Genomic DNA, 23465 nt, shown 5'->3' with positions numbered 1-23465 from the left:
TAATTAAAATAGTTTTTTCTTGTAAAAGTAACCCACTGCTGTCAACAACATGCCACCAATAGTACCTAGAATACTTTCTGCGGTTCCAGTGTTTGGAAGTGTTTTAAGTTTGCCTTCTTTATCAGTAACAGAGATAGTCTTATCTTCGTTGACAGTACCACCGACCTCTTCAGGAGCAACTACTGAACCATCTGAAAGAACTACGTTTCCGCCTTGGGTGCTAACGATAGATGCACCTGTATTTGTTTCAACGGGTTCTTTGGTTACATCATGGACAACTTGTCCGGTTGCGGATGAAGTAGTCCCGATTTGTGATTTTCCTTGCTCATTGGCTTCATCTGTTGTTTTTGGCTTTTCAACTGGGACTCCATCAAGGCTACCTGCATTATCCTTGTCCTGTGGCTTGTCTGAAGGTGCTGGTTTATCAGTTGCCACTCCGTCAAGACTTCCTGCGTTGTCTTTGTCTTGTGGTTTATCTGATGGTGTTGGTACACCATCGAGGCTACCTGCATTATCCTTATCCTGTGGCTTATCAGAAGATGCTGGTTTATCAGTTGTCACTCCGTCAAGACTTCCTGCATTGTCTTTGTCTTGTACACTTGGCGATGTTGGGTCAACTGGAGTAACTGAAGGCTCTGTTGGCTGAGTTGTTGGAGCCTCTGTTTCTGTTGAAGCGCTAGGTGCTGTTGGCTGAACTGCTGGAGCCTCTGTTTCTGTTGAAGTGCTAGGTGCTGTTGGCGTAACTACTTCTGTTGTTGGAGCTGAAGAGTCAATTGGTGCCAGATCGTCTGCTGATACATAACCAGCTTGTGCAAGTGCAATTGTTGATAGTGCTAGTGTAGCTAATACTTGTTTTTTCTTGTTCATTTTGATTTTTCCTTTTCTTTATTTATTTTTCGGGTTATAACCTTTTCCAGTTAAACGAAGTTCCATTCCTGATGGTGTCTTAACTTTTCGAGCTATAACTTGAGCATCTCTCTTGATAGTGCGAATTTGATCATAAACCTTTTTATAAGGCAAATGAAATTCAACATCCCTTAAAAGTCCGTCTACGTATCCTCTAGCCTGTTTGACTGCATAGTCTGGCTCCAGGATAAGGTCTGTGCCGTCCTCTAAGCGAGCTGTCGCACCTCCTTGTTTTCCTAAAACTTTTAAGTCCTTTAGGCGGACGGTTATTTCATCTGTCATAGATTTCTCCTTGAAGTTGAAAGGCGAAAATTACGCCGTGCTGTGTAAAAACGTATTTTTACATCGGTATTTTATACGCTGGGTTTATAGTCTAGGAACCCTTACTCCTTCAGCTTATGACCTTTGTCATGCTTTTTCGTTCAGTGGCTGGACTAGATATCCTTTTCTAGTTTGCTACTCGCCCCCGTTTCTTTTTTATCCATAGCCACGCTGTATCAGGGCAAGCCTTGTATTTAGTTTTCAATGTTCTAATAGTTTAGTGACTTCTCGGTCAATATAGATTTAACTGGACTACGTTTGGTCCGATTCTGACCCTAACAGGTAGTCAATGGTTACCCCGAAATATTCTGCCACATTTTTGGCATTCTCCAGACTTATCTGACTATACCCTGTTTCCCAGTTAGATATGGTGTTGCGAAACACCCCTATCTGATCAGCCAAGGCTTGTTGTGATAATCTGGCTTTTTTTCGTAATTCTCTGATACGATTTTGTGTTTGTTTCCTCACATCTACTTGTCTCCTTCATTATTTAGACTTGATAATATTTCATCATCCATCAGAGGAGCATTCTTCAGTTCCAGCATGACAAGCCCTATTCCATACGCTAAGACCAATAATAAAGCTATTGTAACTAGTTTAAACATTACTATCCTCCTGATATCTTCCTTATTTTGTCCGATAAGTTATCTTCCTCACCCATCTAGGATTGATGGAAAATGGCGGAGTCGCTGATGTAAAATTCATACTCGCTCCTGTTCCAAATGAACTTGATACCAATTTTTCTAGTTCCTCTAAGTTGGAAGTGACAGAAATACTGTCTACCGTTTTATCAAAATACTCTACAATCATTTCGATTTCTTGAACTGATTGGGAAGATCTAGCTTTCATAGCTTGCCCTCCGTTAATTCTCTCTTGGTTATTAAACAATCCCATAAAATCAATCCTCTTTCTGTTGCCATAATGAGAAAATTTGGTTGAGTTTCTCAGCTCTTTCTTTTTTCGGTAAATCAAAAACAGCTTTAGGAACCATGTAGATTTTCTCCTTCGGGCTACGACCTATCGTTAGCACTTTACCATCAATTGGTCTAAATTCATCTTTTAACATGTTTCAACTCCCTTAGACAATTCTGATAAATAGCTATTGAGTTTCATCTCCGACAGTTTATCTGGATAATAGTATGCAATAAGACTAGGACACTCAGCAGGGGATTTTCTAGCATATTCACTTTGTCCTGATACCTCCATAAAGCCCTGTTCTTTTTCAATGAGTAAAGCCATCTTCCAAAAACGAATCATCATTTTGTAGAAATAGGCTGGGATATTCTGGATTGGTTTTCCTTCAGCCTCTCCTGTTTTAATTTTGAAAATCAATTTATCAAGCTCACGTTCAAGATCCTGTAACCAAACCTCTCCATAAATTTCCTGATTAGCTAAGAGGTTGTTGTAATTCTTCTCAACTTGACGTTTCGATTGATAGATTTTATTTTCAAGAATTTTTGCATCTTTTCCAAACAAACTGAGTTTCTGAACTAGTTGAGGGGAAAGAAAACCATGTTGCCCCATTTTAAATGCTTCAGAGATTGATAAATCAGAAAGAGATGATTCGCTCTTGTATCGATTAGTATCATTAGATAATTCAGTCTCGTTATTCTCAGTATCATTAGCGTGTCGTTTCGACATTTTTTGAGATGTTATTTTGACATTTCCTTGATTTTTTTGGAAGTGTCGTTTTGACATTTCCGCTGTTGCCGATGGGTTGGAGTGAGTTTCTTCAGTAGGAAGAGCTTGATAGTCAATATTGCCTAAGTACAGTAGGTTAGGCTTATTCAAACCTTGTCGAACTTCTTCTAAGAGGCCATATTCCTGAAGCTCTTTTTTTAGTTTAATAACTTTTTTATTTCCATAGCCTAAAATTTCTTGGAGTTCAGTAATTGTATAAATCAGATAGACATCTCCATTTTTATCAATCCAGTTATTTCTAAGAGATAGTTCAAAACGGTCTTTCAAGATAGCGTAAGTGAATTTAGCATCTGTACTCATCGGTTTATAAAGTGGTGATTCAACAAATATTTTTGGTATTCTATAAAATCTTTCACTTGATTGAACTTGTCTTGCAGAAATTCGCTTCATACTAAACACCTACTTTCAACAAAAACTGACCAGTGTCAGAAAACTGAAACAAACCAAGTTCCTCTAGCTCTTTCAAAATTAAACGAGCTCTCGTTCTTGTCATATTTTGTGACTGCATAATTTCTTTCAATACTAGATCACGTGATTGTTGCGCTTGTCTTGTCATTTAGTTTATCCTTTCTTATCACCAGCTGATGGTGATTTATTCACAGCTATATCATAATGGATAATGAGAAATTCTATTTTAAAGGGACAATCAATAAATTATCGAACTATTTCCTTCCTACACATATCCCATCAATTCTGGATTAAACTCTAGAGTCAACCACAAGGCTTGATCCTGAGTCAATTGACTAGTTTGTCCCCAAGTTCCATCTCTTGCTCTTCTGGAGTAAGGATAACTGCCATGTTTATTTCTAGGCTTTAATTCATGAATAACATCGTCTTTAATAACTTCCCAAAGTAGACTAGAGGGCTTATAATAATAACCGTTTCCAAGCCAAACTCTATCGAGGTCATCGTATGGAGATACCTTTTCTTCAGAATTTCCTTCAGGGATACAATCAACCATATTTTCATTCTTATCAAGATCTATTACATCGAAAATTTCTAAGGAATCAATATCCATAACAATTTCAATATTATCTGACATTTTTTCTCCTTTCCTTAATTTTTGGCAACGAAAAAAGAGAGCGATTTTCTCACTCTCTCAAGTTATATGATATTTAATTTTTCACTTTCCCAAAACTCTAGACACTTAGCTTTTATTCCTCGGTGTTTTCAGAATCATCGTCTGAAAACTCGTCGTCTTCTTCGTTGAGATCCACATCTTCACCCAAGTCATCTGGAGCGATTTCGTTGATTTCTGCATCGTAAGCTTCCACTTCATTTTTCTCATCATCTGGATTTTCATCATCGTATGAAAGAGCTGGATCTGCTTCGTATGCATCTTCGTCTTCTGGATCATCTGCATTGTAGTCAATAGCATCTGAATCGCCATCCATGAAGGCATTGACGCGTTTTTTCTTATCTTTTGGTGCTACTTCATCGTCGTCATTTTCTTCAAGAGCGATGATTTCTTCGTCAATTTCGTCCACACCATACCATGAACGAAGACCCCATTTGTTGTCCCCAAGAGAGATGAAGCTACCGTCAAAGTTCAACTCTGTGTAGAACAAAGGCAAGGCTTCGCGGATATCGCTGTTTGATGTTCCAAGGTAGTTTTGAATTTCGTTTACAAGATCGCTAAAATGCATCTCATGATCGCGACCACGAAGTTCCAAGATAGCACGCGCTACCTCAATCATAGATAGTTCACTTTTTTCTTGCCCAGCAAATACTTCTAATTCCAAAGCGTTTCTCCTCATTTATACTACTATCGCCAGAGTAAACAGACTCTGACCTCATTTTATCATTTACTCTTTATTTTACGATAATTTTGCGGAATAGTCAAAGGTTAAATGGGGGAAAGTAATAGGACTTTTGATTTTTTTGCTACCCAGCCGATGGCATCGCTTGGTGGATTTTCGGTATCAATCCAGATGAATTCAATCCCGATTTCGCCATTTTTAAACTTAGTCAAACGAATGCCGTTGATTTCCAGCTCATTGAGTCGTTGACCTGTCAAGACTTCACGTTCTTTCAACTGGAAAACACCACGTAAAATCCAATTCCCGAGGATTTCTTGCTTATCGGTAGACTGAATAGCCTTACCAGCTTCTTGATTTATATAGGCGTTAATAACATCACCAGAAGATAAAAAGCGTAGTTTAAAAGTTCTTTCTTCCTTAGATAGAGCTAATTTTTTAGTTCCAGGTTCAAAAGTCCCAAATCTAGGACCAAAGAAGTCTTGCCTTTCGTCATGGAAGTTCTTGGAGTCTGGCAGAGGAATGTAAACTTCACTAACTGGACGATAGACGAGTTGTTCAATCTCTTTGATAAGTTTTTCATTGCCAGTATTATGGATAAAGTGAATCAAGTCCTCACGAATGGTCTTCATCCGAGCTTTCTCTTCCTTGCTAGTCCACTTTTTCAAGAGGATTTCTTCTAAAGAGAAGGTCACAAAAGCTAGTTCTTCAGGAGCTAAATTGTCCTTGAATTTATTCTGAATCTTTAAAATCCGTGGTAGACGATCTTTCTTAGCTAATTTTGAACCACCATTAAAGGCATTGAAACCAGAGTTTTCTTCCACATTTCCATGTTTATCTGTAATAACCCAAGACACTGTTTCTAAGACATCGGTTTTATCCTTTTCAGCTGTCAGCAAATGAAGATTTTCAAATAGAGAAAAAGGATCTTCAATATAATGGACATCCCAAGTATCTACCACAATGTCTTTATTATTAAAAGTCATGTGGAGCTGACTGTCAGCTGCCGTGTACTTGTAGTGGTGTTGCCCATCCGTAAATCGAAAATTGGTTGGATTGTTTTTGGTAGTTGATCCTTCAATGACCAGATTATCAATATCAACTGGCAAATAAGATGTTTCACCGACAAAAATCTTAGGATTTTCTCCCTTTGGTGTCGGCATCAGAACGTGATAGACAGCTTCAACATTGACCGAATCTGAGTTAAAACCCTTAATTTGTGCCTTAGAAGATTCGATTCTCTGGTTTCTTAAAGTCGCAATCTTTCGAGCCAACTCTTCATAGCGTTGATAGTTTTTCTTGTCTGCTGTTTCTTTATCTTCTGAAATATCTGCATGGAATTTGATATCACCCAACAAGTCCGTCCAATCTTGAGAGTCCTTCTTAAACTGAGCGATCTTTTGGTCTCCAGAATTAATCCCAAAAGATTTAATACCCACTAGGTATTTATGATTTTCATCCACAACGACAGAGGCATCATAGGAGGTATTGGCAATATCTTCCCCAACCGCATTAAAAGCCTTCTGGAAGACTGTTTCTTGAAATTTAGAATTAACAATTGGAGCAACATAATTCTCTGTTTGTCCCTCATCGTCGGATTCAGCCTTTTGAGAGAAAGCTTGGCTCAAGCTAGCGAAGTTGGTAATTAAGGTTTTGTATTTGTCTTTTTGTTCAGACTTTAGATGTTCCCACATAAGCACCCTCTTTTCTATTTTCAGTATATCAAAAGAAGATTAGTTTTTCACTAACCCTCTTATATATTCGTTAATTAATACTGTAAAATTCGAGATTTCCTCGTTTTTTAACCAATTTTAAATAATCTTCACCAGACAGAAGAGCTAAACCATCGTCATAAGACTTGATTTTTTCAAGAGCTTGGTCATAGCTATCTACAAAGTCCTTGACATAGGATTGCCCTTCAAATTGTCCATTCATCTTGGTGTAGATAATGGCAATTTTTCCTGAGCGTGCAAGTCGAGATTGCCCCTGACTTTCATTTAAAGCCTTGGCAACATTTTCCGCGATACGTTTAATCACGGGAACGACTACGCTATTTCCAGCCTGCTTGTAGAGCTGACCATTGGAAGTCCCTTCTGGAATTTTAAATGATTTAGGATAGCCTTGAACATTAAAGGTTTCTTTCGGTGTCAACTTACGAATCTCACCACTGTCCGTCAAGATCAATGGAACGTTATGTCCACCTGTTCCCATATTTGCTGTTAGAGTAGGGACGACACCGTTCTTATTTTCACGGACATATTGACGTCGCCACTGGTAAACCGTATCTTGACTGGTGACTTCAAACTTCAACTGGTCGTAGAAATTATGCTTGCCTTCACGGTAATAGTAGACCTCATCTAGCTGATCACCAAAGTTAATGACGTCTTGAAGAGAAGTCGTGAGCTTGATTTCCTCTGGAAATTCAAACAAATCATAAGCTTCCTTGGTGTCAAAGCCAACAATGTAGATCCGCTCACGGTTTTGTGGAATATTTCCGTAGTCTTTTCCGTTGAGAACCTTCCACTTGATAAAGTAGTTGTTCTCGGTCAAGGCTTCACGAATGACTTTGAAGGTATTGCCGTGATCATGCCCGACCATGTTTTTGACGTTTTCGATGAAAATGGCACGAGGTTTACATCCTTCAATCATGCGAAGTAACTCAAAGAAAAGATCGCCACGATCGTCATCAAATCCCTTGCGATAACCCGCAATACTAAAGGCTTGGCAAGGGAAACCTCCCATAATCACATCTACGCGCTCAGCTGGAATATCCTCTGGCTGAACAGCGTGAATATCACGACCATCCAAATAAGTATCTGGATGGTTTAACTGATAAGTCTGGCGCGCATACTTATCAAATTCATTGGCATACACCACTCTGAACTCGTTGGTCTGTTCAAATCCCAACTCAATCCCTCCAACACCTGAGAAGAAGGCTGCGATGTTGTACTTCTCAGGTCGGTTCGAACTTACAGAATTTGTCATGTAGTTACCTGCTTTCTAGAAATGTTAGTTATATTAGTAGTATTTTGATAATTTGCAAATAATTGTATTTTATATTTTTATTGGATATAAAAAGATCTATTTGTACCCATATTTTTACTTGCTCCTATGGATTTATCAACAATTTCCTATCTTTATTAATTTCCTGTTATACAATTATGTACTTTCATCATTAATGTTTATTATTGATTATTCTTTTTGGTCTTGATCTTACCAATGCTTTCACTTGTTCTGATAGATGTATCAATGATTTTCTCTCTTCGTTAATTTTCTCTTCTACAATTTGTATACTTTTATCATCAATATTTGATATTACATAGCCTTTTACATCATTAAATTCTTCTTTAGAATGAGCTAATGAATTACGTTTATCTATCATTTGCATCCAATCATTTAATAATGATGTGTTGTGGGTTATATCACGTTTACTGAGATGATTATTTTTAAAATCTCTATAGAGAGATTTATAATTTCTAGAATCTGTTAAGTCAACATTTAATATTTTTTTTAATTCATATTCTATCTCAGCATTTTCACTCATATACTCTCCTCTAAGAGCATTTAGTTCATCCCACTTTGATAGACTAATTTCAATGGCTTTCTGAAATTCACGTTCAATTACTTCATCGCTGGGAGAGGATAAGTTGATAATCATAGTATTATTTAATAATCCTAGATTATCTTCCTCATTAATTTTTGTTATTACTGTCTCCTTTATCTCATCATAATTTTTTGAATAAAGAATAAAAAATTGCTTATATTTTTCTCGACTTCTTACATCGTTTAAAAATTCAATACCATTATCAATACCATTCTCATATTCTTCTCCTAAATTAAAATCGGATATAAAGAAATCGATTCTTTTAGAACTATCATCCAAAACTTTTCTGGCATCTCCAATACTTTCACATAAATGACAATTATCTCCTAATAATTGATAACCTTTATCTTCTATAGCTTTTTTTACTATTTTTAAATAATCGTGAAAAGCATCTTCCATCTCATCTTCTAACCAAATAATACTAATATCTCTACGCATTTTCTAATTATCACCTAATTCAATTATAAAGCTTGTTTCTTCCGTATTTGAAACCACATTAATTTCCCATTTAAATTTTTTACAAGTTTGTTTAATTATATACATCCCAACTCCTGTTCCATTCTCTTTAGTAGTAAATCCTAATCTAAAAATATCGTCCTTATTGACTATTTCAGAAGATAATGGCTTATTAGAAGATATAACTAATTTATTTTCTTCATCGATGAATTTAAATATAATTTTATCTGCTAGTTGATCCATAGCATTTATAATAAAATTATCTAGTATCATACCTAAATCAAAAATATGTACTCTGGAAGTATGAGGATTATTTGAAAAATCAATTATAATCTCTAAATTTTTATAAGAAAGACTGTTTAAGTAACTCTTTATATAACTTTTGACATTAATGTATTTCCTTCCTTTTACTTCAGAAGTATTTAATTTGAGTACTTGATTTTTTATTGTAAATAATTTTCCAGAAGATTTTTTTAGACTAACAACATACTCGCTCACTCGTTCAAAATCATCTGTCGATTTAAAATCTGCAACAATTTTTTTATTTACTGAATCTATGTTTTTATACACTCCAGTTAATTCATGAGCCAACAAATTTTGTTGCGCAGAATTATTGCTTCCAATTAAAACATCCTTTCTTTTACTTTCCTCCTCTGCTACGTCTCTAGCTATTTCTGCTTCTTTCTGTTTTGTCTCTGCCAATTTTCTAGCTAACTCAGCCTCCTGACGTTGCTGTTCTGCAATTTTTTTATTTTCTTCTGCTTGCTTTCTTTTTTCCTCTGCAAGTTGTTCTTTTCTTTCTATTTTCTCCTTCTCTTCTTGTCTAATCTTTTCAACTTCCTTACGGACTACAGTACCAATATTAACACGCTCATTTATCAACTTATTGACAATTGGTTTTAGCAACTCAATCAATAAAGTTATTCTTTCATCATTTCCTGATAATCCTTCACGATTTGAAGTTGAAATATCTTCCAAACAATCATTGTCTAAAATATCAAATGAGATTTCCCCTTCAATATAGTTACTGAAGGCTTGTGTGTTATTTAACTGCGGCATAAAATTTGATACTGCTAATTTATCTCTGACATAAAGTCTTAGCTGATTAGCCTTGTAAACATCATTCCTTATAAATCTATTAGTGGGATCATCTTTTGTATTTTCAGCTGCTTCCGTCATAATAATTGTACTATGAATTCCTATCCAACCAGTCAATTCATAATCAAACTCTTTGGTTATTCCGTGTATAGTTAAAAAATTTCTCTTTCCTTTCAAATTTATTTTAGTAACGTCTGATGGACTTAATTTCTTTACCTGACGTAACTTGTTGGATACTTCCTTTAAATCTGCGTTTATTTTCACTGAGTCATTTAACAATTCGTTTTCAACGATACCATCAGAAGTTTGAAAAAAAGCATACAAATTTTTAAATCCAATTATTTTAGAAACTTTTGAAAATTCTATCTTCTGTTTTGATTTAGTCTTGTAAGCCACTTCGATAACTGCACCAATATTGTTTAACAAATAATAGTTAGCTAAAGTCATCTTCAAAGAATCCAACTTTCCCTCTGCAAATCCAGTCAAATCAACTCCAACTGATTTTATTAAAGTTCCTGATTCGAATGAATCCCAAACACTTTTATTTTCAATAGACACATCATTAATATCAACACGAATTAATTCAGGAATATCACTATCAGATGCGTTTGTAGAGTCTAGCATCCACGCTGTTTCAATTCCTCCTTTTTTAGAAACTATATAATATTTTTTTGACAAAAATAACGTTGCTAATTTTCCTATACCTTTTCTTCCCTTTGTCTTCTCAGATGACTCTTCTTTCGATAAGCGTCTGTTTCTCCCAATCAATGCGTATTTAGTAGATAAATCAACATAGCTCATTCCACTACCATTATCTAAAATTTCTAAGGTTGATTTCGATTTATCAATAGATTCTATATAGAGCTTAACATTTGTTGCACCAGCATCTAAACCATTAGCTATTAATTCAGATATTGCACTCCAATTATTAGTATACATTTGCTTTCCTAACAAGTTCAAAGCAAAATAAGAGAAGTTAAACGGGATACTGTTAGTTTCTATCATAATTAAACGCCTTTATAATTTATTTTCCTCGAAAAATTTCTTTATTCTATTAGCCAGATGAATACTCAAAATAGGAGGAACAGCATTACCAATCTGGGTATTAATTGCTTGTAGACCTCCGACAAACTTATAATTATCTGGAAAAGACTGTATTCTTGCACCTTCCCTTGCAGTCAAAGCTCTATTTTGACTGGGATGAATGCACCGTAAGGAAGATGGTGTTGATAAATTGTTTGTTATGGTCGTTGAAGGTCTATCCCACCACAATCTACCGTAAGTATTACTATATCCTGAGGTTAAATAAAGTGCTCTATCTAACAATCCATCTTCTACCATTCTATTTATATCATTCTTACCTTGTCCTTCCTTAAGTGCAGCCATAATTTTCTGCAATCTTTGTCCATGATTACGACTTACATGATTAAATAATTGTTCTTGATTACCTCTCATTAAAATTTGATAATCTGTTTGTGGATCTTGCACATATTGGTCCGCTCTGTCATTATTTCCTAAACTAGGTAAATCTCCAATAGCATCTCTTAAATTGAAGGGATTTTCAGAAGTACACTTTTCTGGAAAACTCCATTCAAACTCAATATTTAAATCATTTCTTACACCAATCAAAAAGACGCGTTCTCTATTTTGTGGAACACCGTAATCCTTAGCATTAAGTAATTCTGTATAAACGCTATATCCATGAACATCTCCAAAGCTAGATAAATCTTTAAAACTTTCTTTTACATTTCGAATAATTGGGCCATTTTGCTCGTTTTTCATGGTTAGCAAACCATAAACATTTTCAAAAACAAACATTTTAGGTTGGATAAATGAAAGTATCCTTCTATATTCACGATACATTTTTGCTCTCTTATCATACTGTCTCTTGCCAACCGTACTAAAGGACTGACAAGGTGGGCCACCAATAACTATATCAACTCTTTTTGAACTGATTCCTTTGGATTTTAAAAATTGTTCATCTATATTAGCAATGTCTTCCTCAATCATAGTAACTCTAGGATAATTTTGTCTGAAAGCTTCTGCTGCATCATGATTGAATTCATTTGCAAATCTAATGTTAAAGTCATTTCTGGAAACAAATTTATTATTTTTAATTGTCTTCTGAAAGCCAAAAGTCAATCCTCCAGCACCAGAAAATAAATCTACAACTTCTATCATTTCTTACCCTTTTTCAAAAAATATTCTCATTTTCCATTATACCAAAAACCCCAGCAAATTGCCGAGGTTTATAGTTTATTTCACCAACTTCTTCATCTCATCAATACGTGCAATTGTCGCGTCGTATTTGGCTTGGTAGTCGGCTTGTTTGTCGCGTTCTTTTTGGACGACTTCTGGTTTGGCATTGGCTACGAAGCGTTCGTTAGAGAGCTTCTTGCCGACCATGTCCAGTTCTTTTTGCCATTTAGCCAGTTCCTTGTCGAGACGAGCTAGTTCTTCTTCGACATTGAGGAGGTCTGCCAGTGGCAAGTAGATTTCTGCTCCTGTGATGACGCTTGACATAGCGAGTTCAGGTGTAGGGATGGTTGATGCGATTTCCAAGTGTTCTGGATTTGTGAAGCGTTTGATGTAGTTGACATTGCTGTTAAAGAAGGCTTCCAGGTCGCTATCGCTTGTCTTGACAAGGATGGTGATAGGCTTGCTTGGTGCTACGTTTACTTCCGCACGCGCATTACGAACGGCACGGATCAAGTCTTTGAGGCTCTCTACACCTGTGTGAGCAGCGAGGTCTTCAAAGGCTGGGTTGACAGTTGGGTATTCTGCTGTAACGATAGAGCCTTCTGAGATTTGTCCAAAGATTTCCTCTGTCACGAATGGCATGATTGGGTGGAGGAGACGAAGGATCTTGTCCAGAGTGTAAAGGAGAACAGAACGTGTGATGACTTTCTCTTCTTCGTTGTCGCTATAAAGGACTTCCTTAGTCAATTCAACGTACCAGTCCGCAAACTCGTCCCAAATGAAGTTGTAGAGGATATGTCCAGCTACACCAAACTCAAACTTGTCAAAGTTTTCAGTGACTTTGCCGATAGTTTCATTGAGGTTGTGGAGAATCCAGCGGTCAGTGACATTTCCAGCTTCCTTGTTGACCACTTTTTCGACATTGGCAGTTCCTTGCTCAAGGGTCAAACCTTCATTGTTCATGAGGATGTAGCGAGAGATGTTCCAGATCTTGTTAATGAAGTTCCATGAGGCATCCATTTTCTCGTAAGAGAAGCGCACGTCTTGGCCTGGCGCAGAACCGTTTGAAAGGAACCAACGAAGGGCATCGGCACCATATTTCTCGATGACATCCATCGGGTCAATCCCGTTACCGAGAGATTTAGACATCTTGCGTCCTTGCTCGTCACGGATGAGACCGTGGATAAGGACATTTTGGAATGGTTGACGGCCAGTGAATTCCAAGGATTGGAAGATCATACGAGACACCCAGAAAAAGATGATGTCGTAACCTGTTACCAAGGTTGAAGTTGGGAAGTAACGTTTGAAGTCCTCTGAGTCGACATCCGGCCAGCCCATGGTTGAGAATGGCCAAAGAGCAGAACTGAACCATGTATCCAAGACGTCTTCATCTTGTGTCCAACCGTCACCTTCTGGAGCTTCTTCACCGACGTACATTTCTCCCTCAGCATTGTACCAAGCAGGGATTTGGTGGCCCCACCAGAGCTGACGAGAGATGACCCAGTCGTGGACATTTTCCATCCATTGGAGGAAGGTATCATTGAAACGAGGTGGGTAGAATTCTACCTTGTCCTCTGTGTCTTGGTTGGCAATAGCATTTTTGGCCAATTGGTCCATCTTAACGAACCATTGTGTAGACAAGCGTGGTTCAACCACTACACCAGTACGTTCTGAGTGACCAACACTGTGGACACGTTTTTCGATTTTAACAAGGGCACCGATTTCTTCCAACTTAGCAACGACTGCCTTACGAGCTTCAAAACGGTCCATGCCTGCAAATTCAAAGGCCAAGTCGTTCATGGTTCCGTCGTCGTTCATCACGTTTACTTGGGGCAAATTATGGCGTTGACCAACCAAGAAGTCATTTGGATCATGGGCAGGCGTGATTTTCACGACACCAGTACCAAACTCAGGATCTGCGTGCTCATCCCCAACGATTGGGATCAATTTATTAGCGATTGGAAGAATAACATTTTTACCAATCAAATCCTTGTAGCGTGGGTCTTCTGGATTGACCGCAACAGCAACGTCCCCAAACATGGTCTCAGGACGAGTTGTAGCAACTTCAAGGGCGCGTGAACCGTCTTCCAGCATGTAGTTCATGTGGTAGAAGGCACCTTCTACGTCCTTGTGGATAACTTCGATATCAGAAAGGGCTGTGCGAGCAGCTGGGTCCCAGTTGATGATAAACTCACCACGATAAATCCAGCCTTTCTTGTAAAGGTCCACAAAGACCTTGCGAACGGCTTTTGACAGACCTTCGTCAAGAGTGAAACGCTCGCGAGAGTAGTCTACAGAAAGACCCATCTTGCCCCATTGTTCCTTGATGGTCGTTGCGTATTCATCTTTCCATTCCCAGACCTTGTCGAGGAATTTCTCACGACCGAGGTCATAACGTGTAATGCCTTCTCCACGCAAACGCTCCTCAACCTTAGCCTGAGTGGCAATCCCCGCGTGGTCCATACCAGGAAGCCAAAGCGTATCAAAACCTTGCATACGTTTTTGACGGATGATGATATCTTGAAGAGTCGTATCCCAAGCGTGACCAAGGTGAAGCTTACCAGTTACGTTTGGTGGTGGAATCACGATTGAATAAGGCTTAGCTTTTTGATCGCCTGAAGGCTTGAAAACATCAGCATCAAGCCATTTTTGGTAACGACCAGCCTCAACCTCGGCTGGATTGTATTTAGGTGAAAGTTCTTTAGACATGTGTGTGTCCTTTCTCTATTGTATTCATTTTATCTTGAATCTGCTTAGCAGCTTCTTCTGCAGACAAATTCGTATTATTTATTTTAAAGTAGTGGTGCAACTCATTCAGTTGATGCTGGGAATTTAATTGAAGTGTTTCAGCGGTCTCTAAAATTTCTCTTTCAGATACCTCAATATGTCGTTTCAAGGGTTTGTGCTTCAACCGGTTCTCCGTTCGATTTCTATGTAAGCGTTCTTCAAGGCTTGTTTCCAATTCAACAAAAAGAATCTCTTGATGATAGTCATTCAACAAATCTTGAATTTGCTTCAAATACATCAGCTGGTACTGATTTGAAAAATCAATTACGTCTGTTAAAATTACTGATCGCTGATTTCTTGCACTTGCTCCAAGGAAAGAAAAGGTAATTCCACGAACAAATTCCCACATCTCCTCTGTATAATCCTGATAGATTTCTAGTGCAAAATCGATGGCTTGATGGTTATAAAATAGGGTAGCATCCGTCAGTCGAGACAGTTCTTGACCAATCGTAATTTTTCCTGAGGCTGGAGCACCAATGATGAAAAGATGCATCAAATCACCTCCCACTCACTTCTCAGCAAACCATATATCAGACTGTCACAGCGGTTTCCTTGAACATCCTTTCTGTCTCTTATTCGAGCTTCGAGGGTAAATCCAAGCTTCTCTGCGACTCGTTGACTTTGGACATTGTATCCAAAACAAGTCAGTTCAATCTTGTGAAGATCCAAATCTTTAAAGGCTAAGTCAATCAAGGCAAGCGCTGCTTCTGGTACATAGCCTCGACCCCAATAGTCTGGATGCAAGGTATAGCCAAGCTCTAGCACATCATCTTCATGGCGGTGGTTGAAGTCAACAGAACCAATGACTTTATCGGTTCCTTTGACGACAATCCCATAGCCAGCTGGGAGATTTTCCTTTTGATTGCGTTCGGGAAGGATATGCTCTAGATAGTAAACCTCATCTTCCAAGGTCTTGACGGGAGGAAAGCCTGCTGGATAGGCGACTTCTGGACGACTAGCATAGTCAAAGATATCCTCGGCATCAGCCACGGTGCGGACTCGTAAAACTAACCGTTCTGTTTCTAATCGTTCTGGCAGTTCAGTTCTTGTCATCCTTATACCTCGCTTTTTTGATGAAGCTCCCCTTAATATCTACACGCTTGTCCAGATAACGATAGACGCGCTGATATCCATCTCCCATGAAATATGTTGGGGCAAACAGTTCATTTCTAAAATGCCCCTTTTCATCCAAAAGTTCTGGGTCAACAAGTCGCTCAACAATCTTAGCAAAGATATGGCAGATTCCATCTTCCTCGATAATCCGATCTACCTGACAATCCAAAACGACTGGACAATCCTCTAAAATTGGTGCCTGAGTTCGTTCAGAAATTTCATAATGCACTCCCAAACGTTCCAATTTCTCCTGATGACTGATAAAACCAGCCTGCTCCATCTCGAGCATGAGATTTTCATCAGGGATATTCACGGTGAACTGCTGATAATGCTTAATCTGCTCTGCGGCATTCTCTTTCGCAACGACTCCAATCACAATCCAATCTCCTAGACTATAAGAAGAACTACAGGTCGTGATGTTATAGCCAAAATTCTGATCTTGATATCCTAAAATAAAAACAGGAAAGCCATAGTATAGTTTATTAGTTTTAAATGATTGTTTCATAACAACCTCCTTTGACTAAGACACAAAAGAAAAGCCCTGCCATCTACATGACAGGGACGAATGTATTTATCCGCGGTACCACCCAATTTCGGGCAGTTGCCCGCAACTCTCGTCTTTAAAACAAAAAGACACTTTTATTTCAATTTTTCATCCATTAGCAACTAGTTTTGACACATTTGTGGACTTCTCAGCACCGCCACTTTCTGTAAAACGTGGGATTCAAAACACCTCTAATGGCTCTATTGTAGCAAGATTTTGATGGAAATGCAAGGCACAAGAAAGATTACTTGAACTTGATGCCATTTTCTTTCAATTTCTTGATGGTAGCTGGGCCGATTCCTTTCAAGGCAAGGAGTTCTTTTTCAGTCCAGTTTTTAAAATCTGACGCAGACTTGATGCCTTCATCATAGAAAGTCTTAGCACGATCAAGTGGAAGCCCACCCAAATTTGCTGCAAAATCTTCTACAGAATTGGCTACTTTTTGAGCTTGCTCTTTGGTAGCTTCTACGGCTTGTTCAACTTTTTTAGAAACAGCCTTACCAGCTTGGCTTGCTGACTGCTCTGCACGTTTCACGACTTTCTTTGTCTCTTCTACAACCTTAGTCACAGTACTTGAAAAGGCACCTGCGCGACGGAGGCTATTTCGTAATTGTTTTTTACGATTGAGTTTCTTTGACATGATAAAATCCTTTCAATAAAAAACCCCTGTTCTGACAAGGATTTAATATAAATATTCTATCAAGATTTTGGTGAAAAATCAAGAACCTTTCTCGTTTAATAATTTCGCTCACCAAACAATCCCTCTGGTAAATCATGGAATCCCTTACCTGCCTTGAAGTTTTCAAACTTACCAAGTAAGAACTGATAGGCATCCAAACGGCTTTCGTAACGAATCATGGCATCTTTGGCACGCTCGTCTTGGTCTTCTTCGTAGACTTTTTGGCTTTCCTTGTGTGCCATGTCGTTGATCATAATCTGGGTATTGACCCAGGCTTCAAATTCCTTCATAAATTCTTGTTCGTAACTCATTTTTTCTCCTTATTCTAATCCACGGAAATAGTCCGTGTCAATCTCACGGTAGGGCTGGATATCCTGAACGTATTCCAACACACCTTGGAATTCCCCATCTTCATCGTGCACTGCTGCATAGGTGATGTGAACAAACTTACCTCGCGACTCCGACTTGAACCACATTTCATACTTATCCTTAGTACCTTCACGAAGCCCCTTCATGATAGTCTTGACCTTGTCCAAGTACTTAGGTGGATGACAAAGTTCAACATTGCGCCCAACTTGGGACGGCGTCCGTTTGAAAATCATCTCATCAGCCGGCGTATTGTCATTGTAATACTGGAAAATATCGTCTTTATTGACAAAGGTAATCTCCATAGGGAGGTGATTGAGGATGAGATTAGCCTGCTCGACTGAAAGATAGCCATTCCCAAAAGCCTGTTGACTATGACGGTCCATCACTGCTTCCTTTTCCTTAGGGGTAAAGGTAATGGTAAACTGCCCTTCTGGCGTATCGATAACTTGTTGAACTTGACCTTCTGCCGTATCTAGCTGTATAGACTCCTCTGCACTCTTTTCCTCAACAAAACTTTGACGTTCTGGCACCCATTTTTCTGACGGACGGATGATAGCATAGCCATAGGCATCGCTCTCCTCCGCAATCTGAAGCCAGTCATCCTGAGTAAAGGATTCAAGGAGAATCATAAGAAGGATGGACTCTTCCTTGAAAATCATACTTTCAAACTCTGTCGCAAAGGCTTCAAAATCTTCCTTTACAGTGGAAATCGGCACTTCTGGTAGTGACTTGGCTGTCGCTAAAGCTGTTTGAAAGAGTTCCCTGATCTGGTCATCCACTCCCCACATAACTTTAGGAGGTGAATCGTGACCATAGCGCTCCATGATGGGGAAAAAGAGCTCTTCCTTGCGCTGGTAGTGGATGTCAAATTGACCTATAAGTCCCATCTGACGCACCAAGCCCTTACGCATCTCCGCCAGCATTTCCTCATCTTCCATAGACTCATAGGTATCTAACAATCTCCGAATGCGAATTAAAGCTGCACGGAGAGCCAGATTTTCTTCCTTAAAGACACGAACTGGGTGACCAGGATGCTCGGTATCTGCAACTTCGACACCCTTAACAGCATTTTTAAAAAGATTGGCATGGACATCGCAGAGTTCCATAACATCTTCAAAGGTGACACCTGAGTCTGAGTTCATCAGCTCGTGCTCCATAAGGGAAATCTCGATGGCCGAAACACCTGTAAAGGTCGCATCAAAGCGCTCCTGAACCGACTCAGGAGAGGCGCCATTATGCAATTCTAACAAAATATCCCGTAGGACATGAATCCGTTCATCTGCCATTAGTCTAATCCAATCACTTCGTAGCCATTTGCTTCCAGTGTGCGGACAATCTTGTCCATAGGAGTTCCTTCCAGCTTAGAACCCTGTTTGAGCGATACCTTACGACCAACTGTATTGCGCATCAAGGGATTGGCAAGGGGTTTAAAACCAAGCTCGACTAGAATTTCCAAGACTTCTGGATGCTTATCCACCACTTCTGCAACAGGAATTGACACATCGATGATATTATCCATGACGACCTCCATTGTATGTTCTAAAATGATTTTACTGCTTATATTATACCATATGGAGAGAGATTAAAAAACTAGCAGTGTAGTTCCTGCTAGTTCTCTGCGACTTGGATTACCATATGGAGAGAGATTAAAAAACTAGCAGTGGAGTTCCTGCTAGTTCTCTGCGACTTGGATTACCATCTAGATAAGTTTAAAGAGCCAATCCAATAGCTTAAATACTATCTTGTAAAGCAACAATTGGACTGCAAAAGAGATGATCATCCACAGGAATTTCACAATTCCAATAATCGGTTTGATAAAAATAATGGCAAGAAGTCCCCAGAAAAATTTCATTTTTTATCCTCTGGCTTGATGAGCCAACGAGCCGTATCCATTAACTTGTCTGCAATAAAGAGTTTCCCTAGACCGACAACGGCATGGTCATCTTTCTTTATCGTTTTCATTACTTTTACACCTTGCATGGTCAAAAAGTAATTCCCGTAAGTTTTAGCAAGAGTTTTTATGAGTCCCATTTTACTCTCCTTCGATGATTTCAGCCTCTTTTCGGATTGTTTCAACATCTTCTTGATATTGAACTTCACTATAGTTGACTAGTTTGGACAATTCTTTCTGCAAGCTTTCCCCCATCGGTTTCATAGTTGCAAAGGTTAAACCACCTGAAATGATACCACCCAAGATAGGAATGAATTTTCCCATTCCTTTAGCCAGCCCTCCCTTGGTCAGATTCACACCAAATATTTTTAAGACTTTTTTCAAAATAGGGTACCAAATCGTCTTTGTTAAAGCTTTATTAGGTACTGTTTTCATTACCTGTTTAGCAATTGTTATACCACCAGCACGTAGCAAGGCAGCGGTTCCATTTACTCCCAACATTACACCTAGATAAAGCAAGAGGGTATTTTGAGCATCTTCACTCAACTCCTCGCGTGAAGCCCAAAGATCCTCATAACCATAAATATAACCTAATTCTTGAGCCAATTTCAGAGAGAAACCATAAAATTGAGCCACATCAGCTGGAATGGTAATTGCCATAGCAATCCCTCCAGGTAATCCTGCCAAAACAGAGGTTCCACTCGCCAATAAAACATTATCCCTAATGCAGGCATTAGCCACTCTATCTAAGGTTTCTTGAGATAAGAGAGACGTTGGGCCTTGTTCTAATAAGGTAGGAATGTCCTGTGGATCCAATTCTTTGGAAAACTTATCCACTAAAAATTTCGAACGATCAACCTTAACAACTGGTAATTTTACCACTTGTTGCAATACTTGCATAGCTAACTCTTGTTCAGCCATATACAAACTCCTTTTACTTCTGTAAGTTATAGTCTATGATAGTATACTCTTTTAACGTATGTTTCAAATTCCCCTCAAAAGTTTTCAAAACCCCTTATTTTTTTAGATAAATAGTCCAATACACAAAATCAAAATCCTTGGCAACTTATTTGTTAAAGAACCTTAATAGCCTTTGTAGAGACAACTCGAATATTCAACTCTACCTTTACAACTTGATATTCTATCTATGAACGATAGTCTATTGTTGTTTTACCTAGAATGTCCCTTGAATACGTACTAACTATGAACTTTCGAGTCTCATTTTATAAATCCATAATTTCTTTTTTCTTTCGATCAAACTCTTCCTGAGATAGTATCCCAGCATCTAAAAGAGATTTTAGTTTTGTAAGGGCTTCGATTTGTTCATCTAATGATAAACTTGGTTTCATTGCTTTTTCATCTAAACCTTGTGCCATATTCATACCAAAAATCATCCCTGCACCATCACCTAGACCATGTTGCTCCACTCCTGATGCAATTTTTTGTTGTGCTGCAATATTAGAAGCTTTCTGCGATACATCATCATAAGCCTTTAAATTCATCTTATTTGATGAAAATTGTTTAACCAATTCCTTAGATTCTGGTGAGAACTCAATATTAGCAATGGCAACTTTTACAATCTCAAATCCAAAACGTTCTTTCCAAGTCCCTGCATACTGTCCATCATTCGATACTTGGGTTGCAAGAATTGAAGCTTGTGACGGCAATTGTGAAATACGATAAGTTGTTGACAAAGAATTGAGTGCAACAATAAAAGATTGGAGAAACTCTGTCACTATTTGTGATCTAGCTTGAGCGCTATCAAAAGTATAATAAGTCACATTGGCAGGAAGAAAGTTTCTGATAAATTGCTTAGCATCTGTAATTTGGATAGAAAATGTTCCAAAAGCACGTACTTCTAAATCTGTACCATAAAACAAATCATTATACATGACTGGACCACGAGTTCCAAATTTAATATCACGAATTTCTCTCAAATTAACAAAACAAATCTGTTTTTGCTGATCACTTTGACCACCGAATCCAACACGATTAACAACATTGTCAAACAGTGACTTTTTCAATCCATCACCGTTAAAAACACTGCTCTCACCATTTTGATATTCATATCCACCTGGTTCTGTAATAATTTCCTCGATACCAGACTGACTAAAGATAAAGGCTGCAGTATTTTCTGGAATAAAAATCTTGGATCCGTTGGAAATAACACCTGCAGATCCCTTCGTATTGACACCCCTACCATTATTACTTTCTTGAACAATACCGGGACTTACAGCTGTATGTTCATCAAAAGCATGAACTGTGATAATTTCTTTCCACCGATCTGCAAATGTCCCACCAATAGAATCTGTGATTGCTTTTATCAACCCCATTTAATTGCCCCCTTATAAACTTTGCTCCATATCACAATAGGCACATCTCACTGTTTGCTTCACTTGACCTGACAAAGGTGCTCCACAAAAGCTACACTTGGTTGAAATCTTTTCTGGCTCTGCATCCTTAATCCCAAGCCCTGCTTTAAAAGTGTCAAATGTATCCTTAAATGTTTCTGCCAAAACATCTGCTCCAAACAAGCTACTATCTCCCAAGGTTTCAAAATTACTTGTATCACCTGAAATCAATTTAATAATGTTTCTAGCCCACTTGTCAGTATCCTTAGTATTATTAAATGAAAAGATAGCTTGCCCGCCATTATAATAAATTTCCAACCGTTTCATACCATTGGTTTTGGTTACTGAAACTTGAGGTTTCCCTTCAAAAATTTTAATCTGGTTAATAGGAATGGTAACCTGGTCTTTTTTCCCTCCCCAAAAACTTTTTTTGATATGTATTAAGTGTAGATTCGTTAAAATTAATTCATCTGTAGCCAAACCATTTTTCCCAAAACTCACATGGTCACTATTCATAACCATGTATTCATGTGGCAATAATTGATAATCCATATTGAACTCCACTCTTCCTATTAAAGACTAGCTTTCCACTGCTCCACTTGTTCATGTAGATTATCACGATAATCTTTTAGAGTCTTAATCACTTCTTCTTTTCCTTGAATCGGTGCTTTCTTGAGTGGACCATATTGTTTTTTCAGATCTTCCATCTCTTTTTTAGTGCTATCTTTCAGTTCTTGGATAGCAGCACTATCTTCTAAAACAGTCCCTTTAAAGGCTTCGTCTGCTTCTGTATAGTAATTATCGATTATTTTCTCATTCATAATCAAGTAATCTTCATAGGTTTTTATAGACTCAATTGTCGTATCGCTAACATCTTGTGGGTTAAAATCGCTTGAACTGAGTTTTTCTTTTGCTTTAGCAAACAACCCTTTCTTCTCAGAACTACTAGATGAAGCTTCTGTTTGATTCTCACTAGAAGAGCTACTTGTTTTTTCAGAAAGAGAACTACAAGCAACTAGAGTAGAGACGGAAAGACATAGCAAAGCTAAACGACAAACTTTTTTTACATTATTCATTGATAAAATCTCCTTTTATTTATGAAATCATCATATCATATTTGCTAAAAAAAAAAAGCATTTTCTATTTAGCTAACCTTTAAAAATACAGAATTCTAGTTAAAAGAATATTTTTCCATTTCAAATGCCACATATTTTCCTCCACCAAAAAAGAGGGTTGCCCCTCTTCTTTAGTTTTTATCCAGATTGCGTAGCATTTCGTCAATCTTGTTTCCATATTCGATGGATTCGTCTTTGACGAAAGTCAAATCTGGGATTTTGTACAATTTCAAATTGCGACCAAGTTCACGTTTGATAGTACCAGTTGCTTTTTCAAGCCCGATTTGAGCTTTTTGATTATCTGAAGCAAGGTTACTCAAAATGGTGTAGTAAACCTTGGCAACAGACAAGTCACCTAGCATCTGAACATCTGTGATGGTCACACCTTGGACACGCGGATCACGGACTTTCTTTTGCAAAATCTCATTGACTTCACGCTTGATTTCCATGCCCACACGATCCGTACGGAAATGATTTGCCATGATATTCCTTTCTCTACTTTGAACCAAAAGCTAGGCCAGCAGACCTAGCTATTTTTAAACTTATTGATTTTCAGTTCAAATTGAAACGAAGT

29 protein-coding genes are annotated in these 23465 nt (G+C 38.1%); all 29 read right to left on the bottom strand.

Going from position 1 to position 23465, the window contains the following annotated elements; genetic code table 11:
- Positions 1-3 precede the first annotated feature (3 nt).
- The 29 genes from D8855_RS05290 to rbfA all read right to left on the bottom strand — a co-directional run bounded on the left by D8855_RS05290 (position 4) and on the right by rbfA (position 23373).
- On the bottom strand, positions 4-867 hold the full coding sequence (locus D8855_RS05290) for an LPXTG cell wall anchor domain-containing protein (RefSeq protein WP_125416393.1): 864 nt from the start codon (positions 865-867) through the stop codon (positions 4-6).
- Positions 868-885: 18 nt separating this feature from the next.
- A complete protein-coding gene (locus D8855_RS05285; RefSeq protein WP_000128979.1) occupies positions 886-1188 on the bottom strand; it encodes a hypothetical protein in 303 nt (100 codons plus the stop codon).
- A gap of 291 nt (positions 1189-1479) precedes the next feature.
- The gene (locus tag D8855_RS05280) at positions 1480-1695 is read right to left on the bottom strand and encodes a helix-turn-helix transcriptional regulator (protein WP_001231372.1); all 216 of its coding nucleotides are present in this window, start codon (positions 1693-1695) and stop codon (positions 1480-1482) included.
- Positions 1696-1697: 2 nt separating this feature from the next.
- Positions 1698-1832 (bottom strand): hypothetical protein, encoded by a 135-nt coding sequence (locus tag D8855_RS10765; protein WP_260467323.1) that lies wholly within the window; start codon positions 1830-1832, stop codon positions 1698-1700.
- A gap of 22 nt (positions 1833-1854) precedes the next feature.
- Positions 1855-2121 (bottom strand): hypothetical protein, encoded by a 267-nt coding sequence (locus D8855_RS05275; protein WP_000522440.1) that lies wholly within the window; start codon positions 2119-2121, stop codon positions 1855-1857.
- Between the two features lie 4 nt (positions 2122-2125).
- Positions 2126-2293, bottom strand: a complete 168-nt coding sequence (locus tag D8855_RS10555) for a hypothetical protein (RefSeq protein WP_000910109.1) — start codon at positions 2291-2293, stop codon at positions 2126-2128.
- Entirely contained in the window at positions 2287-3318 is a 1032-nt protein-coding gene (locus D8855_RS05270) for a replication initiator protein A (protein ID WP_000822472.1), read from the bottom strand. Before D8855_RS05270 ends, D8855_RS10555 begins: the two co-directional genes overlap by 7 nt.
- Before the next feature lies 1 nt (position 3319).
- Positions 3320-3484 (bottom strand): hypothetical protein, encoded by a 165-nt coding sequence (locus D8855_RS10550; protein ID WP_000198082.1) that lies wholly within the window; start codon positions 3482-3484, stop codon positions 3320-3322.
- A gap of 117 nt (positions 3485-3601) precedes the next feature.
- Positions 3602-3970: a hypothetical protein gene (locus D8855_RS05265; RefSeq protein WP_001282477.1), complete on the bottom strand. Its 369-nt coding sequence runs from the start codon at positions 3968-3970 to the stop codon at positions 3602-3604.
- 112 nt (positions 3971-4082) lie between these two features.
- On the bottom strand, positions 4083-4670 hold the full coding sequence (rpoE, locus tag D8855_RS05260; RefSeq protein ID WP_185757565.1) for a DNA-directed RNA polymerase subunit delta: 588 nt from the start codon (positions 4668-4670) through the stop codon (positions 4083-4085).
- Between the two features lie 104 nt (positions 4671-4774).
- A complete protein-coding gene (locus D8855_RS10545; protein WP_185757564.1) occupies positions 4775-6379 on the bottom strand; it encodes a hypothetical protein in 1605 nt (534 codons plus the stop codon).
- 70 nt (positions 6380-6449) lie between these two features.
- The gene (locus D8855_RS05250; RefSeq protein WP_125416389.1) at positions 6450-7670 is read right to left on the bottom strand and encodes a DNA cytosine methyltransferase; all 1221 of its coding nucleotides are present in this window, start codon (positions 7668-7670) and stop codon (positions 6450-6452) included.
- A gap of 190 nt (positions 7671-7860) precedes the next feature.
- Positions 7861-8727: a hypothetical protein gene (locus D8855_RS05245; RefSeq protein WP_125416387.1), complete on the bottom strand. Its 867-nt coding sequence runs from the start codon at positions 8725-8727 to the stop codon at positions 7861-7863.
- Between the two features lie 3 nt (positions 8728-8730).
- Positions 8731-10782 carry an ATP-binding protein gene (locus D8855_RS05240; RefSeq protein ID WP_247930554.1) on the bottom strand — a complete coding sequence of 684 codons (2052 nt, stop codon included), beginning with the start codon at positions 10780-10782 and terminating at the stop codon, positions 8731-8733.
- 78 nt (positions 10783-10860) lie between these two features.
- Positions 10861-12024, bottom strand: a complete 1164-nt coding sequence (locus D8855_RS05235) for a DNA cytosine methyltransferase (RefSeq protein ID WP_125416383.1) — start codon at positions 12022-12024, stop codon at positions 10861-10863.
- A 75-nt stretch (positions 12025-12099) separates the two neighbouring features.
- A complete protein-coding gene (locus D8855_RS05230; protein ID WP_125416381.1) occupies positions 12100-14751 on the bottom strand; it encodes a valine--tRNA ligase in 2652 nt (883 codons plus the stop codon).
- Positions 14744-15322 (bottom strand): DEAD/DEAH box helicase family protein, encoded by a 579-nt coding sequence (locus tag D8855_RS05225; RefSeq protein ID WP_125416379.1) that lies wholly within the window; start codon positions 15320-15322, stop codon positions 14744-14746. Before D8855_RS05225 ends, D8855_RS05230 begins: the two co-directional genes overlap by 8 nt.
- Positions 15322-15882 carry a GNAT family N-acetyltransferase gene (locus tag D8855_RS05220; protein WP_125416377.1) on the bottom strand — a complete coding sequence of 187 codons (561 nt, stop codon included), beginning with the start codon at positions 15880-15882 and terminating at the stop codon, positions 15322-15324. Before D8855_RS05220 ends, D8855_RS05225 begins: the two co-directional genes overlap by 1 nt.
- Complete coding sequence (locus D8855_RS05215; protein ID WP_125416375.1) at positions 15869-16447, bottom strand: flavin reductase family protein; 579 nt, start codon at positions 16445-16447, stop codon at positions 15869-15871. Before D8855_RS05215 ends, D8855_RS05220 begins: the two co-directional genes overlap by 14 nt.
- Positions 16448-16730: 283 nt before the next feature.
- Positions 16731-17126 carry a helix-hairpin-helix domain-containing protein gene (locus D8855_RS05210; protein ID WP_000038635.1) on the bottom strand — a complete coding sequence of 132 codons (396 nt, stop codon included), beginning with the start codon at positions 17124-17126 and terminating at the stop codon, positions 16731-16733.
- 95 nt (positions 17127-17221) lie between these two features.
- Positions 17222-17476: a DUF1912 family protein gene (locus tag D8855_RS05205; RefSeq protein WP_000119707.1), complete on the bottom strand. Its 255-nt coding sequence runs from the start codon at positions 17474-17476 to the stop codon at positions 17222-17224.
- 9 nt (positions 17477-17485) lie between these two features.
- Positions 17486-18820 carry a DUF438 domain-containing protein gene (locus tag D8855_RS05200; RefSeq protein ID WP_125416373.1) on the bottom strand — a complete coding sequence of 445 codons (1335 nt, stop codon included), beginning with the start codon at positions 18818-18820 and terminating at the stop codon, positions 17486-17488.
- Entirely contained in the window at positions 18820-19053 is a 234-nt protein-coding gene (locus D8855_RS05195; protein WP_000368739.1) for a DUF1858 domain-containing protein, read from the bottom strand. Before D8855_RS05195 ends, D8855_RS05200 begins: the two co-directional genes overlap by 1 nt.
- A gap of 329 nt (positions 19054-19382) precedes the next feature.
- On the bottom strand, positions 19383-19565 hold the full coding sequence (locus tag D8855_RS05190; protein ID WP_064276265.1) for a hypothetical protein: 183 nt from the start codon (positions 19563-19565) through the stop codon (positions 19383-19385).
- Between the two features lies 1 nt (position 19566).
- Positions 19567-20346 carry a hypothetical protein gene (locus D8855_RS05185; protein WP_125416371.1) on the bottom strand — a complete coding sequence of 260 codons (780 nt, stop codon included), beginning with the start codon at positions 20344-20346 and terminating at the stop codon, positions 19567-19569.
- 302 nt (positions 20347-20648) lie between these two features.
- Entirely contained in the window at positions 20649-21758 is a 1110-nt protein-coding gene (locus D8855_RS05180) for an SPFH domain-containing protein (protein ID WP_125416369.1), read from the bottom strand.
- Positions 21759-21770: 12 nt separating this feature from the next.
- Positions 21771-22328 (bottom strand): C1 domain-containing protein, encoded by a 558-nt coding sequence (locus tag D8855_RS05175; RefSeq protein ID WP_053090677.1) that lies wholly within the window; start codon positions 22326-22328, stop codon positions 21771-21773.
- A gap of 20 nt (positions 22329-22348) precedes the next feature.
- Positions 22349-22852 carry a hypothetical protein gene (locus tag D8855_RS05170; protein WP_001067003.1) on the bottom strand — a complete coding sequence of 168 codons (504 nt, stop codon included), beginning with the start codon at positions 22850-22852 and terminating at the stop codon, positions 22349-22351.
- A 170-nt stretch (positions 22853-23022) separates the two neighbouring features.
- On the bottom strand, positions 23023-23373 hold the full coding sequence (gene rbfA, locus D8855_RS05165; protein ID WP_001273601.1) for a 30S ribosome-binding factor RbfA: 351 nt from the start codon (positions 23371-23373) through the stop codon (positions 23023-23025).
- Between the last annotated feature and the right edge of the window lie 92 nt (positions 23374-23465).

This window comes from Streptococcus mitis (assembly GCF_003942685.1).
GTDB lineage: Bacteria > Bacillota > Bacilli > Lactobacillales > Streptococcaceae > Streptococcus > Streptococcus mitis_CD.
Note: the sequence above shows the minus strand (reverse complement) of the source record. Positions and strands in the feature narration are given on the sequence as shown.